This window comes from Mycobacterium sp. IDUB_24 (assembly GCF_055419385.1).
On the sequence record NZ_JBVAXO010000002.1, the window covers coordinates 207,218 to 219,794 of the forward strand.

General features: G+C 66.1%; 14 protein-coding genes. 7 read left to right on the plus strand and 7 right to left on the minus strand.

Features of this window, described 5'->3' with window-relative positions; translation table 11 throughout:
- Nucleotides 1-40: 40 nt before the first annotated feature.
- Nucleotides 41-1,168 (plus strand): nitronate monooxygenase, encoded by a 1,128-nt coding sequence (locus tag ACZYZF_RS08720; RefSeq protein WP_463835302.1) that lies wholly within the window; start codon nucleotides 41-43, stop codon nucleotides 1,166-1,168.
- 3 nt (nucleotides 1,169-1,171) lie between these two features.
- Here ACZYZF_RS08720 and ACZYZF_RS08725 read toward each other — a convergent pair whose 3' ends face one another.
- Together ACZYZF_RS08725 and ACZYZF_RS08730 are read right to left on the minus strand one after the other, a co-directional pair.
- Entirely contained in the window at nucleotides 1,172-2,200 is a 1,029-nt protein-coding gene (locus tag ACZYZF_RS08725; RefSeq protein ID WP_463835303.1) for a sensor histidine kinase, read from the minus strand.
- Entirely contained in the window at nucleotides 2,200-2,901 is a 702-nt protein-coding gene (locus ACZYZF_RS08730) for a response regulator transcription factor (RefSeq protein WP_463835304.1), read from the minus strand. The genes ACZYZF_RS08725 and ACZYZF_RS08730 overlap by 1 nt, the downstream gene beginning before the upstream one ends.
- Nucleotides 2,902-3,004: 103 nt before the next feature.
- On the opposite strand from ACZYZF_RS08730, the gene ACZYZF_RS08735 reads away from it, so the two are divergent.
- From ACZYZF_RS08735 to ACZYZF_RS08755, 5 genes are read left to right on the plus strand one after another with little or no spacing between them, the layout of a single operon-like run.
- Nucleotides 3,005-3,664, plus strand: a complete 660-nt coding sequence (locus tag ACZYZF_RS08735; protein ID WP_463835306.1) for a glycosyltransferase family 2 protein — start codon at nucleotides 3,005-3,007, stop codon at nucleotides 3,662-3,664.
- Nucleotides 3,661-4,317, plus strand: a complete 657-nt coding sequence (locus tag ACZYZF_RS08740; protein WP_463835307.1) for a TIGR04282 family arsenosugar biosynthesis glycosyltransferase — start codon at nucleotides 3,661-3,663, stop codon at nucleotides 4,315-4,317. Before ACZYZF_RS08735 ends, ACZYZF_RS08740 begins: the two co-directional genes overlap by 4 nt.
- 1 nt (nucleotide 4,318) lies before the next feature.
- A complete protein-coding gene (locus ACZYZF_RS08745; RefSeq protein ID WP_463835309.1) occupies nucleotides 4,319-4,972 on the plus strand; it encodes a methyltransferase domain-containing protein in 654 nt (217 codons plus the stop codon).
- Nucleotides 4,969-6,078: a molybdopterin-dependent oxidoreductase gene (locus ACZYZF_RS08750; protein WP_463835310.1), complete on the plus strand. Its 1,110-nt coding sequence runs from the start codon at nucleotides 4,969-4,971 to the stop codon at nucleotides 6,076-6,078. Before ACZYZF_RS08745 ends, ACZYZF_RS08750 begins: the two co-directional genes overlap by 4 nt.
- Nucleotides 6,075-6,542, plus strand: coding sequence for a hypothetical protein (locus ACZYZF_RS08755; protein WP_463835311.1), 468 nt, complete (start codon nucleotides 6,075-6,077; stop codon nucleotides 6,540-6,542). Before ACZYZF_RS08750 ends, ACZYZF_RS08755 begins: the two co-directional genes overlap by 4 nt.
- On the opposite strand, the gene ACZYZF_RS08760 is transcribed toward ACZYZF_RS08755, so the two are convergent.
- Complete coding sequence (locus ACZYZF_RS08760; RefSeq protein WP_463835312.1) at nucleotides 6,468-7,823, minus strand: hypothetical protein; 1,356 nt, start codon at nucleotides 7,821-7,823, stop codon at nucleotides 6,468-6,470. The genes ACZYZF_RS08755 and ACZYZF_RS08760 overlap by 75 nt on opposite strands.
- 102 nt (nucleotides 7,824-7,925) lie before the next feature.
- Between ACZYZF_RS08760 and ACZYZF_RS08765 the strand changes: the two genes are divergently transcribed.
- Nucleotides 7,926-8,195, plus strand: coding sequence for a hypothetical protein (locus ACZYZF_RS08765; RefSeq protein WP_463835313.1), 270 nt, complete (start codon nucleotides 7,926-7,928; stop codon nucleotides 8,193-8,195).
- A 61-nt stretch (nucleotides 8,196-8,256) separates the two neighbouring features.
- On the opposite strand, the gene ACZYZF_RS08770 is transcribed toward ACZYZF_RS08765, so the two are convergent.
- From ACZYZF_RS08770 to ACZYZF_RS08785, 4 genes are read right to left on the minus strand one after another with little or no spacing between them, the layout of a single operon-like run.
- Entirely contained in the window at nucleotides 8,257-8,748 is a 492-nt protein-coding gene (locus ACZYZF_RS08770; protein ID WP_463835314.1) for a DUF5078 domain-containing protein, read from the minus strand.
- A 17-nt stretch (nucleotides 8,749-8,765) separates the two neighbouring features.
- The gene (locus ACZYZF_RS08775; protein ID WP_463745241.1) at nucleotides 8,766-9,095 is read right to left on the minus strand and encodes a DUF732 domain-containing protein; all 330 of its coding nucleotides are present in this window, start codon (nucleotides 9,093-9,095) and stop codon (nucleotides 8,766-8,768) included.
- Nucleotides 9,095-12,013, minus strand: a complete 2,919-nt coding sequence (locus tag ACZYZF_RS08780; protein ID WP_463745240.1) for an MMPL/RND family transporter — start codon at nucleotides 12,011-12,013, stop codon at nucleotides 9,095-9,097. The genes ACZYZF_RS08775 and ACZYZF_RS08780 overlap by 1 nt, the downstream gene beginning before the upstream one ends.
- A complete protein-coding gene (locus tag ACZYZF_RS08785) occupies nucleotides 12,010-12,435 on the minus strand; it encodes an MmpS family transport accessory protein (protein WP_463745239.1) in 426 nt (141 codons plus the stop codon). Before ACZYZF_RS08785 ends, ACZYZF_RS08780 begins: the two co-directional genes overlap by 4 nt.
- Between the last annotated feature and the right edge of the window lie 142 nt (nucleotides 12,436-12,577).

Here is a 12,577-nt window from a genome sequence, read left to right on the forward strand (position 1 = left end):
CTCTTGACACCCGTCAAGTCCGCGTGGCAATACTGACGGGGTGAAACCCGCCATCTGTGAGCAGTTCGGGATCGATTTCCCCCTCTTCGCCTTCAGCCACTGCCGCGACGTGGTGGCTGCGGTGACCAATGCCGGCGGCTTCGGTGTCCTCGGCGCCACGGCGTATACGCCCGAGCAGCTGGACCGCGAGCTGACCTGGATCGACCAACAGGTGGGCGGCAAACCGTATGGCGCCGACATCATCGTCCCGGCGAAATTCGAGGGCAAGGGCGAGAATCTGTCCCGCGGGCAGCTCACCGACCGCATTCCCGCCGAGTACCGCGAGTTCGTCGCGCGATTGCTTACCGATCACGGCATCGAGCCCGAGGCCGAGCAGCGCCTGGGCGGCTCCTCGCTGTCCGGCGACACCGGCCACGAGCTGCTGGATGTGGCGATGAGCCATCCGATCAAGCTGATCGCCAACGCGCTCGGGGTACCGCCGGATTACATGATCGAGGCGGGTCGTGAGCGCGGGGTCCCGGTCGCCGCCCTGGTGGGTGCCCGGGAACATGCGCTCAAGCAGGTGCTGGCCGGCGTGGACCTGATCGTCGCGCAGGGCACCGAGGCAGGTGGGCATTGTGGCGAGGTGTCGACGCTGGTGCTGGTCCCCGAGGTAATCGAAGCCCTTGAGGCTGCCGGCAGCGACATCCCGGTGCTGGCCGCGGGCGGCATCGTGACCGGCAGGCAGATGGCGGCTGCTGTGGCGATGGGCGCTGCCGGTGCCTGGACCGGGTCGGTGTGGCTGACCACCGAGGAGGCCGAGACGGCGCCGCACACCGTGCAGAAGATGCTGGCGGCCACGTCGCGCGATACCGTGCGCTCGACCGGGCGTACCGGCAAGCCGGCGCGCCAGCTGGCCTCGGAGTGGACGGCGGCGTGGGCACCGAATCCTGCCGGACACCAAACGCTTCCGTTGCCGTTGCAGAACATGCTCGCCGAGCCCGTGATCCGGCGAATCGATGTGCTTGCCGCGCAAGGCCATCCGGGTGCGCAAGCATTGGCGACGTACTTCGTCGGGCAGGGCGTCGGGCTGATGAACAAGGTGAAACCGGCACGTGAGGTGGTGCGCGAGTTCATCGAGGACTATGTGGCCGCCACCGAGCGGCTGAGCAACTCGCTGCCGGACTGACGGCTATTCGACCGCGTCGGTTGCCAAGGGCAGTCGCACCTCGAAGCGCGCCCCGGTGTCCAGGTTGCGGGCGGACAACGTGCCGCCGTGCGCCTGCACCAGGCCCGCCGCGATGGTGAGGCCCAGCCCTGATCCGCTCGGCAGCGATGAATCCGCCCGTGGCACACGGCCGTTGGAGCCTCGGTAGGCCACGTCGAATACTCGCGGAAGATCGGCTTCGTCGATGCCGACGCCCGTGTCGTCGACGTGCGCCCATGCGCCGTCATGGTCCGCCCCGAGGGTCAGCGTCACGCTGCCCCCGTCTGGTGTGTGCGCGATGGCGTTGGCCACCAGGTTCGACAGCACGCGGACCAGGGAGCGGTCACTGCCCAGTACCCGCACCGGTTGCGGGGGGAGTTCCGCGGTCAACCGCACGCCCGCGCGGCCGGCCGGTATCCGGTGGGCGGCGATCACATCGGCCACCACCTCGTCGAGCGCCACCGGTTCGCGTACGGGCTGCACTGAACCGGCGTTGATCTTCGACATCTCGAACAGGTCGTCGACCATCTCGGAAAGCCGGATCGATTCCTGCTCGATGTGTTTGGCCTGAGTCCTGACCTCGTCGTCGGTGACCACACCGTCGGCGATGGCCTCGGAGACCGCGCGGATCCCCGCCAGCGGGGTGCGCAGATCGTGGCTGACGAACGCGACCAGCCGGCGGCGGGAGTGCTCGGCCGCCCGCTCAGAATCACGGATCTCCTGCTCCCATACAGTGCGTCGGGCCTGGTAGCGGGCCAGCATCACGGCTGCGGGGATGGTCACCACCGACACGATCACCAGCACGACACCGGTCTGCTCGAAGGTCTCGGTGATCATGAATCCGCTGGCGCCGAGCACGCCGGTGAACGTGGCCAGCGTCGGGATCAGCACCAGCACCACCATGCTCAGCGCGAGCGACCACGACCGGGCCAGCCGGATGATGATCGCCCCGGCGAGGACGACCGGCACCGAGCAGGCCAGCGCCCAGCCGATGATCTCAACGAGGTTCTGCACTACATCCTCTGTTCTTCGCGCAAGCGCTCATCGCCACCCCACAGGTAGCCCCGTCCCCACACGGTCTGGATCCGGTGCTGATCGCCGAGCTTGAACCGCAACCGTTTGATGTGCACCGTCACGGTGGACAAATCGCCGAAGTCCCACCGCCAGACCCGCTTCAGCAGTTCCTCGCGGGAGAACACGACGTCGCTGTTGGTCAGGAAGAACACCAGCAGATCGAACTCGCGGTTGGTCAGATTGACCGGGCGCCCGGCGACGGCGGCGGAGCGCGCCGCGGTAGAGACGTGCAGATTTCCGACGGCGAGCTCCGCGGGCACCGGCGTGGTGAGGCCGCTGCTGCGTCGCAGCACCGACCGCACCCGCAACGCCAGTTCACGAGGGCTGAACGGTTTGGTCAGATAATCGTCGGCGCCGGCTTCCAGGCCCGCGATGCGATCGTCCTCCTCTCCGAGGGCGGTCAGCAGGATCACCGGCATGCTGTAGTCGCCGTCGCGGCGGAGATCGCGGCACAACGACAGCCCGTCGGAACCGGGCATCATCACGTCGAGAACGGCGACGTCGATCTGCTCGGAGTCGAGCAGCCGCACTGCTTCGGTGCCGTCGTGTGCGATCGAGACGTCCAGGCCGTCGCGTTCCAGGTAGCGCCGTACGACATCGCGCACCACGGTGTCGTCATCGGCGATCAGTACCCGGGTCACCTTTCGAGGCTACTGCCGCGGCGCCGCTACCTGCGGCTATGTCACAGTTTCGTCATGATTGGGCCCTGGTCAGCGGGCCGGGGGCGGCCTACCGTCGGATGTCATGGCCCCTGCCGACCACGTGACCGTAGTGCTGCCCTGCCTGGACGAGGAGCACTCGCTGGCCGGCGTGCTGGCGGCGATACCGGATGGATACCGGGTGCTGGTCGTCGACAACAACAGCACTGATCGCACGGCGGAGGTGGCCCGTGCCCTCGGTGCGGGTGTGGTGGCCGAGCCGCGCCGCGGGTACGGATCGGCCGTGCACGCAGGCGTCGTCGCGACTGCCACGCCGGTCGTGGCGGTGTTGGACGCGGACGGATCGCTGGATCCGGGGGAGCTCCCGAGGCTGGTCGCCGAACTCGACCGAGGCGCCGATCTGGTCATCGGCCGGCGACGACCGGTCCCCGGATTGAAATGGCCGTGGCATGCCCGGCTCGGTACCGCCGTGGTGTGCTGGCGGTTGCGGCAGCGATACCGGCTGCCGGTGCACGACATCGCACCGATGCGGGTGGTCCGCCGAGATGCCCTGATCGGGCTGGGGGTGACCGATCGCCGGTCCGGTTATCCACTCGAGCTGTTGGTCCGTGCTGCCCAGGCCGGTTGGCGGGTGGTCGAGCGTGACGTGACATACGGACCCCGCACCGGAGGGCGATCCAAGGTGAGTGGATCGGTGCGCGGCAGTGTTGTTGCCGCACTGGATTTCTGGCGGGTGATCTCGTGAAATCGATTGCGGTTCTTGTGGTTGCCAAGGCGCCGGTTCCCGGGCTGGCCAAGACTCGGCTGGCCGCTGGAGTCGGTGCGGAGGCCGCCGCCGACATCGCGGCCGCGGCGCTGTTGGACACCCTCGACGCGGTTGTCGACACCGCCGTCGCCGCGCGGGTGGTGGCGCTCACCGGTGATCTCGAGCGGGCGCACTGCGGCAAGGAAATTCAGGACCGGCTGGACGATTTCATCGTCGTGCCCCAGCGCGGCGTCGGCTTCGCCGAGCGGCTGGCCAATGCGCACGCCGACGCGGCCGCGGTGACCGGGTTGCCGGTGCTGCAGATCGGGATGGACACCCCGCAGGTGACAGCCGCTTTGCTCGACAAGTGCGGGCTCGCGTTGGCCGATGCGGACGCGGTGCTCGGGATGGCGCGTGACGGCGGCTGGTGGGTGCTGGGTGTCCGGGACTCCCGCACGGCCGCATGCCTGGCCGGCGTCGAGATGTCCACGTCGCATACTGGCGCGGAAACCCTTGCCGCCCTGCGCGACACCGGTGCGACAGTGGCCTTGGTCGATGAGGTGGCGGATTTCGACACGGTTGACGACATCGCCGGGGTGCGGCGGGCGTGTGCGCCGGGCAGCCGGTTCGTCCGCGCGGTCCGGGGGATCTGACATGCACGGGCGGCTCTACGACCGTGCCCTCGTAGGGGAACGCTGCTGGATCCGGCGCGACGACGGCAGCCTGCGTCACCTGCCGGTGTACAGCTGGCTGGGCGGTGCCGGCGCCGACCACCGCTTCGACCGGCGGTTGGACCGGCGATTTGACGAGGCCATCGTGAACCTGTGCTCAGGGCCGACGCTCGACCTCGGCTGTGGGCCGGGACGGCTGGTCGCCGGATTGGTGCAGCGCGGGTTACCTGCGCTCGGCGTGGACCTGTCGCGCACCGCGGTCGAGCTGGCCCGCGACAGTGGCGCACCGGTGCTCTGCCGCGACCTGTTCGAACCGCTGCCGGGAACCGGTCGCTGGCACACCGTGTTGTTGGCCGACGGAAATGTCGGGCTGGGCGGTGATCCGTGGCGGGTGCTGCAGCGCGCCGGTGAGCTGCTTCGGCGGGGCGGCCGCTGCCTTGTCGAATTCGACACGATGACAACGGGGGTCGACGCGGCATGGGTCAGGTTGGAGACGGTACGTAGCATCGGACCGTGGTTCCGTTGGGCGACGGTGGGTTTGAACTGCGCGGCCGGTCTCGCCGGGGATGTCGGCCTCGCGGTGACGGCGGTGCACCCCGTCGGCAACCGGGTCATCGCGTCCTTGGAAGCGATATGAGCCTGCGCGGACCGGCGGTGACCGTCCGCTTCGGAACGGCCCTGGGCGTCGCGGTGGCCATCTGCTTCATCACCGGGCTGATCAGCCACTTCATCCAGCATCCGCAGCCCTGGTTCTTCTGGCCCACCCGTCCGGTCTGGCTGTACCGGCTGACCCAAGGGCTGCACGTGATCTCGGGGATCGCCGCGATTCCGCTCGTGGTGGTCAAGCTGTGGTCGGTATGGCCGAAGCTGTTCGAGCGCCCGGTGATCGGCGGCCTCACGCGCCAAGTGGAACGGTTGTCGATCCTGGTGCTGGTGGGCGCCATCCTGTTCGAACTGTCCACCGGGCTGCTGAACATCGCGCAGTGGTACGCGTTCGATTTCTTTTTTACGACCGCCCACTACGCCATGGCCTATTTGGCCGCGGGGGCCGTGCTGGTACATGTCGCGGTGAAGTTGCCAGTGATCCGGCGCGTCTTGGGGGAGTCGCCGGATCGGGAGGCGGGTACTGCGACACGAGATGTGACCGCGGGCCCCACCCGGCGCACCGTGCTCCGTGCCACCGGACTGGCGGTGGCGCTGGCGACGACCGTGACCGCCGGGCAGAGTGTGGGGTTTCTGCGCCGCGTCTCCGTGCTGGCGCCGCGGTCCGGGCAAGGGCCGCAAGGGGTTCCGGTGAACCGGTCGGCAATCGCGGCCGGTGTGCTGCGCAGCGCGTCCTCCCCGGACTACCGGCTGACTGTGACCTCGGGAGCCGTCGTGCGGACCTTCACCATCGCCGAGTTGTCGGCTCTACCGCAGACCACCCGGCGGCTGCCGATGGCGTGCGTCGAGGGCTGGAGCGTCGACGCGGATTGGACCGGGGTGGTGCTGGCCGATCTGCTCGCCGCCGTGGGCGGCGCTCCGGACTCCGATCTACGGATGATCTCGCTGGAACCACCGGGCCCGTACTCCCGCACGGTGCTGCCCGCGCGGCACGCTCGCGACAGCGCGACGTTGATCGCGTTGCGGCTCAACGGTGAGCCTCTCGACCTGGACCACGGGTACCCGTGCCGTCTCATCGCTCCTAGTAGACCTGGTGTGCTGCAGACGAAGTGGCTGTCGCGAATCGAGGTGGTGAGATGACAGTGACGCGGCTGCTGCTCGCGTTGATCGGTGCCGGAATGATGGGCTACGGCGCGCTGCTGCTGTCGGAGAACCCGCCGGTGATCATCATGAGGATCCTGGTGTGGGCAGTAGTCGGAGTGGTTGTGCACGATTTCGTTTTCGCGCCGTTGTGCGCCGCAATGGGATGGGCGGGTCGTCGGCTGATCCCTGGCGCGTCCCGCGCGCCGATCGCGGTGGCGGCGCTGTGCAGCGTGGTGCTGGTTCTGCTGGCCGTCCCGGTGTTCGGCCGGCCCGGGATGCGGCCCGACAACATGACTGTCCTCGACCGTAATTATCCTCTGGGACTGTATGTTTCACTGGCGGTAGTGTGGCTGAGCGTACTGCTGTATCAGCTGCTCGTGCGACTACTACCAATTGGTGAGGATGAGGTGGTTCAGCGCAAGCGCGCCGACGACGTTGACCGCCAGCCACCAGCGCTGTGACCGAGCCGGTAGGAACGCCCCCGCAGCGGTGAGCCACACCGTGAATGGCAGCCAGATGCGTTCGGTTTCGGCCTTGCTCAACATGCTGAGATCGGCGAACAGGATGGCCACGAGCGCGGCGATCAGCACGATCCGAAGGCCCGGTTGGCGCCGGACCGCGGCGACATCGAACAGCCGGCCGATCCCGGCGACGCTGCCCAGGCCGATGGCGCAGACCACGGATGCCAGGTTGGCCCACGACCAGTACTGGAACGGACGGTTGGCGGCGATACCTTGCCAATAGCGTTGCTGGACCAGGGTGTAACCGTCGAACCACCAGAATCCTGCCGCCGTGAACACCACGACCACGGCCAGTGCTGTCACCACGGCGGGAACCGCGACACGTAAGGCAGTTCGCCAGTCGGCGGCTGTCGCGAGCACCGCCAGTGCAGGCACCGCCATGAGAGCCAGTCCGTAGTTGAGGAAGATGGCCCAGCCCAGCACCAACCCGGCCGCGCCGGCCCACAGGATCCGGCGCGATCCCGATCCGTGCACAGCCACGGCCAGCAGTGTGATTCCCCATGCTGCCACCCCCGCGTAGTACCCGTCGGCCGAGACCGCGATCCAGATGGCCGTCGGTGCCACCGCCACGAACGGCGCCACTTGCCGTGCGGTGGCCTCGTCGGTGAGGACACGTGCCGCGATGACGATCGCCGCAGCCGCGCTGGACCCGGCGAGCAGGCACAGCAGGCCGGCCCACGCGCCACCGCCCAGGCCGATACGGTCCAGCCACACGAAACTCAGCAGCGCGCCGGGTGGGTGCCCCGACACGTGGGTGATCCATGAATCGGGCTGGTAGTCGAGAATTCTCGAGGAGAAAGTGCGCAGCGCCTCGGGGATGTCGGTGATCGTCGGAACCTGGCGCAGATACTCGTGGCGCGCCGTGAGGCGGCCGGCGAAGCCGCGCTGCCAACCGTCGACCATCGCCAGCGAGAACGCCCAGGCGCACGATGCCGCCCACGCAGTCACTGGAACGGCTCTCCACGAAAGCCGTTGCGCGAGTGCGGGACCCCACCACACCGCGGCTATTCCGATTGCGATCGCCGGGATGGTGCCCCAGCCGACGTGCGCGTTCCACCAGCCGAAAATCGGTGCGGTGTCGGTGAAGCTGTAGATCTGCGCGGGTGTGCTGTTGACCAGTGGCGTCACGATACCCAGATGTAGGCGGGGCACAGCGAATGCGGCTATCACCAGGATCAGGCCGATGACCACCGCGACAGCTTCCCGGCGACTGATCTGCATGGCCCAAGCCTAGGCACGCGTCGCTGGGACATGTCTGACGTTTCGGTGACGTCGGGTGGTGAGTCGTGGGATTCACCCCTCGTTCCGCGCATCGTGGAACTCATGACATCGGAGGACGACATGACGATGAGTGCAGCGCTACCGAAGCGTCTTTCCGCGATCGGCCAAGGGGTGAGCCGCTACGGGCTCGTCATCGTACGGGCGTGGATCGGCGCGGGGAAGTACGTGAAGATGGAGGCCCGCGTCCTTATCGAACACAGTCCCAACATGTCGTGGATCTATCACTTCCTCAGAGCCGGAGCGGTCGCGTGGTGGTCAACCACGCAGGCCCGATCCCGGTGCTCGGCGCGCAACCCGGTCAGTTCCTGTTGAAGGACCTGGTGCTCATCGGTGTTGCGCTATGGACGCTCGGGGACGCTCTTGGCGCGGTGCGTCAGTGCCAGTCCCAGACCGACATGTCGTTGGGTGGGTAGTTCTGGCAGACGTCGGTGGTGTTGGCGGCGACGCCCTTGTTGTTGAAGAAGAGCTTGGCCCAGTTCGGCCAGCGCCAGGCCATGTTCTCGAAGAAGGCGTTGGTGGCGGTGTTCTCGGAGTATTGGCGGCGGCCGGCGTAGTCCATGGAGAAGAACCAGTGGATGCGGTCCTGGGCGCCTTGCTGATCGGCGACGGGCTTGTTGTTGTAGTCGATCATGTAGCGCTCGTAGTAGACCGGTTCGACGTCGCGGGCGGCGGCCATGATCTGTTCGGCGGTGCAGGGGGTGCGCAGGATCCGGTTGGGGATCGGGTAGTCGTCGGTGGCATCGGCGGAGGCAGTGCCGACCCCGAACAGCCCCGAGGCGATGCCGGCTCCGGCCAGGCTGGCGGCGACGGCACAGGTGGCTACGCCGGTGCGGAAGAGGTTTTTGACGCTCGTGCGGTTGGACATGTCGCTCCCAAAGTCGGTTAGTGCGCGGCCTGCTCGTAAACGCCGCGCTGATCGACGCAGTAGTAATTGATGGCGGTGCCGGTGAACTGCCAGGCCTGGGCGTCGGTGCTGTCCTTGGCCAGTTGCTTCTTCACGAAACCGACCGAGTCCTGGGCGGTGTGATCGACCCCGTTGTGCAACCGCTTGCACATGATCTTGGCGATCCAGGCGTTGTAGTCACGCTGCCCGTAGATACCGAATGTGTGCAGCTCATTGGCGAAATCGGTGTCCGGGTCGGCATAGGCCGGCGCTGAGACGGCCAGACCGGTTGCGGCGCAGATCGACAGGGCAATGATCAGGCGTTTCATCAGGCCAGGGCCTCCTCTGGATCTCGTTGAACGGGCTTCGGCCACGGTTGCGGCAACGGACGTTGACGGACCCGCTGAGGCCACCAGAACCAGCGTCCGAGCAGCGTGGCGATGGACGGTGTCATCAACGACCGGACCACAAGGGTGTCGAACAGCAAGCCTAGGCCGATTGTCGTTCCGACCTGACCGATAACGATCAAACTGCTGACCGCCATCGAGGCCATGGTGAAGGCGAAGACCAAGCCGGCGGAGGTGACCACGGCACCGGTGCCGACCATGGCCCGGATGATTCCGGTCTTGAGCCCGGCGTGGATCTCCTCCTTTATTCGTGAGACGAGCAGCAGGTTGTAGTCCGCGCCCACGGCCAGCAGGACGATCACCGACATCGGCATCACCATCCAGTGCAGTGGGATTCCCACGATGTGTTGCCACAGCAGTACCGACAGCCCGAAGGCCGAGGCGAGACTCAGCACCACCGTGCCGACGATCACCGCAGAGGCCACCACGGCCCGGGTGAGCACCAACATGATGATGAAGATCAGGATCAGTGCCGCCGCGGCGACGATGATCAGGTCGTAGTCGGCGCCTTGCTGCATGTCGGCGAATGTCGCCGAGCTGCCGCCGAGGTAGATCTTGGATCCCTCGAGCGGTGTCCCCTTGATCGCGTCGGCTGCCGCGACCTTGAGCGGTGCGATGCGTGCGGTGCCTTCCGGGGTCAGTGGATCACCCTGGTGAATGATGGTGAACCGCACTGCATGTCCATCGGGCGACATGAACAGCTTGAGGCCGCGCTGGAAGTCCTCGGTCCCGAAGGCTTCCGGTGGCAGGTAGAACGAGTCGTCGTTCTTGGCCGTATCGAACGCTTCGCTCATGGCGGTGGCGGTGTTCTGCATCGCCATCGTCTGGTCCTGTTGGGCCTTCTGCACCTGGTACTGGTTCAGCAGGATCTGCTTCTGGTTCTTCATGGTCTGGATCTGCGCCGGCAACACGGCCACCATCCGCGGCATCAGGTCGGCCATGCGCTGCATCTCCGGAACCAGTTCCTGGAAGTCGTCGGACATCGTGTTGATGCCGTCCAGGCTTTCGAAGATCGACCGCATGGACCAGCAGACCGGGATGTCGAAGCAGTGCGGTTCCCAGTAGAAGTAGTTGCGGATCGGCCGGAAGAAATCGTCGAAATCCGCCAGGTGGTCCCGTACTTCGGACATGTCGCCGGACGTCTTCTTCATCTTGTCGGCCATGCTTTGCGACACCGCGGCCAGTTCGGTCTGGATGCTCATCATCTCGGTCATCGAGTCGATGCTGGTCTGCAGATCGTTGGCCTGTTTGAGAATGTTGTCCAGATTGCTCTGCAGGTAGTCGTTGTTCATCAGCTGGGTCGTGCCGCTCTGGCCCAGCGTGTACGGGATCGTGGAGTGCTTGATCGGCTCGCCGTCGGGGCGGGTGATGGTCTGCACCTGGGCGATACCGTGCACCCCCTTGAGCGCTTTGGCGATCTTGTCGATCACCAGGAAATCGGCCGGGTTCCGCAGATCTCGATCGGACTCGATCATCATCAGGTCCGGGTTCATCTTGGCCTGCGAGAAGTGCCGGAACGCGGCGTCGTAGCCGATGTTCGTACCGACGTCCTTGGGCAGGAAGATGCGGTCGTTGTAAGTGGTGTGATAGCCGGGCAGGGCGAGCAGGCCCACCAACGCTGCCACGATGGCGCACACGAGGATTGCGCCCGGCCAGCGGACGGTGGCGGTGCCGACCCGATGCCATCCGCGCGACTTCGAATGCCGCTTGGGCTCGAGGATCTTGCCGAATCGGCTGAACACCGAGATGACGGCCGGCCCCAAGGTCAGTGCCATGGCGACCACGACGGTCATTCCGATCGCCAGTGGGATACCCATGGTCTGGAAGTACGGCAGGCGGGTGAAGTGCAGGCAGAACGTCGCGCCGGCGATGGTCAGACCCGACGCGAGCACGACATGGGCCGTGCCGTGGAACATGTCGTAGTAGGCGGCTTCCTTGTCATCGCCGTTGCGTCTGGCTTCCTGATATCGGCCTATCAGGAAGATCGCGTAGTCGGTGGCCGCGGCGATGGCCAAGGTCACCAGCATGTTGGTCGCGAACGTCGTGAGACCGAAGAAGTTGTGGTAACCGAGGAGCGCGATCATTCCTCGGGCGCCGGACAGTTCGAGTACGACCATTGCCAGCACGATCAGCGTGGTGATGATCGACCGGTAGACGCCGAGCAACATCACCGCGATGACGCCGAAGGTGACGAGCTCGATCAGCTCCATGCTCTCGTCGCCGACGATGTTCTGGTCGGTGCTCGACGCCGCGGATCCCGTTACATACGCCTTGACGCCGTCGGGTGCGGGCGTTTCGGTGGCGATGCGGCGTACGGCCTCGACGGAATCGTTGGCGAGCGTCTCGCCCTGGTCGCCGGCGATGTAGACCTGCACGTAGGCGGCCTTGCCGTCGCGGCTCTGCGCGCCCTTGGCGGTCAGGGTGTCGCCCCAGAAGTCCTGCACATGCTGCACGTGGGTGGTGTCGTCGCGCAGTTCACGCACCATCTGGTCATAGAAGATGTGCGCCTCGAGGCCCAGCGGCTTGTCGCCTTCGAGTACCACCATCACCGAGCTGCTGGTGTCGTACTCCTGGAACTTCTTGCCGACCTCTTTGATCGCGATCATCGACGGGGCGTCGTTGGGACTCATCGACACCGCGCGCATCTTTCCGACGACCTCGAGTTGCGGGACGACGGTGTTGAGCAGTGCGACGATCACGATCCACGCCAGGATGATCGGCAGGGCGAGCGTCCGGATCAGTCGCGGGATCGGTGGACGGGGAGGTGCCGCGTGGCGCCCCGTGGCGATGGCGTCGGTCGGGGTGTCGTCGGTCTGGGTCTCTTCCTTCGGGCTGCTCATGCTGCCTTCACAAAGCAGAAAGTTTGCGCGTTCAATCCAGTAGCCGTTCTCTCTTCTTTGACCTTGTCATCGACGGTGACTCGGCAACTGATGCTGTTCCCGTCGCCTTGCGCCAGGATGTTGGGCTGTACCGACGGCAACGTGGTCTGCAGTGTCAAAGTCCATGGCAGCGGCACCTCTCCGGTGCGCTGGGGCTTGCCTTCGAGGTCCATGTAGTTGATGACGGCAGTGCTGCCTGTGCCGTAGATCTCGTACTTCACGAACTTGGGGTTGAAGTCCTCGGCGTTGTCCGAGGTGGTGTCGGTGATGATGACCGGATGTGCGCCGAAGACCTTGCGGACGTTCATCACGATCAGCACGCCTGCCCCCATGGCGATGACGATCAGTACGGGCAGCCATATTCGGCTGATGGCCTTCAGCATTGCGGCTGTCCCGAGGGGAGGCCCGCGGCGGGCATGTCGATGACAGCTGTCATTGGTAGGGCCTCCCGACGTTTCGATGCGTTCGCGACGACCTTGCTTTCAGGCGGCCTACGCACTTCGAAGGGTAAAGTTATCGGAATAA

What these genes read in the sequence shown, in the direction of transcription:
- ACZYZF_RS08775 (WP_463745241.1), bottom strand. Translation starts at nt 9,095, where the DNA reads ATGAAACGCCTGATCATTGCCCTGTCGATCTGCGCCGCAACCGGTCTG.
- ACZYZF_RS08765 (WP_463835313.1), top strand. Translation starts at nt 7,926, where the DNA reads ATGACATCGGAGGACGACATGACGATGAGTGCAGCGCTACCGAAGCGT.
- ACZYZF_RS08755 (WP_463835311.1), top strand. Translation starts at nt 6,075, where the DNA reads ATGACAGTGACGCGGCTGCTGCTCGCGTTGATCGGTGCCGGAATGATG.
- ACZYZF_RS08760 (WP_463835312.1), bottom strand. Translation starts at nt 7,823, where the DNA reads ATGCAGATCAGTCGCCGGGAAGCTGTCGCGGTGGTCATCGGCCTGATC.
- ACZYZF_RS08780 (WP_463745240.1), bottom strand. Translation starts at nt 12,013, where the DNA reads ATGAGCAGCCCGAAGGAAGAGACCCAGACCGACGACACCCCGACCGAC.
- ACZYZF_RS08745 (WP_463835309.1), top strand. Translation starts at nt 4,319, where the DNA reads ATGCACGGGCGGCTCTACGACCGTGCCCTCGTAGGGGAACGCTGCTGG.
- ACZYZF_RS08785 (WP_463745239.1), bottom strand. Translation starts at nt 12,435, where the DNA reads ATGCTGAAGGCCATCAGCCGAATATGGCTGCCCGTACTGATCGTCATC.
- ACZYZF_RS08750 (WP_463835310.1), top strand. Translation starts at nt 4,969, where the DNA reads ATGAGCCTGCGCGGACCGGCGGTGACCGTCCGCTTCGGAACGGCCCTG.
- ACZYZF_RS08735 (WP_463835306.1), top strand. Translation starts at nt 3,005, where the DNA reads ATGGCCCCTGCCGACCACGTGACCGTAGTGCTGCCCTGCCTGGACGAG.
- ACZYZF_RS08770 (WP_463835314.1), bottom strand. Translation starts at nt 8,748, where the DNA reads ATGTCCAACCGCACGAGCGTCAAAAACCTCTTCCGCACCGGCGTAGCC.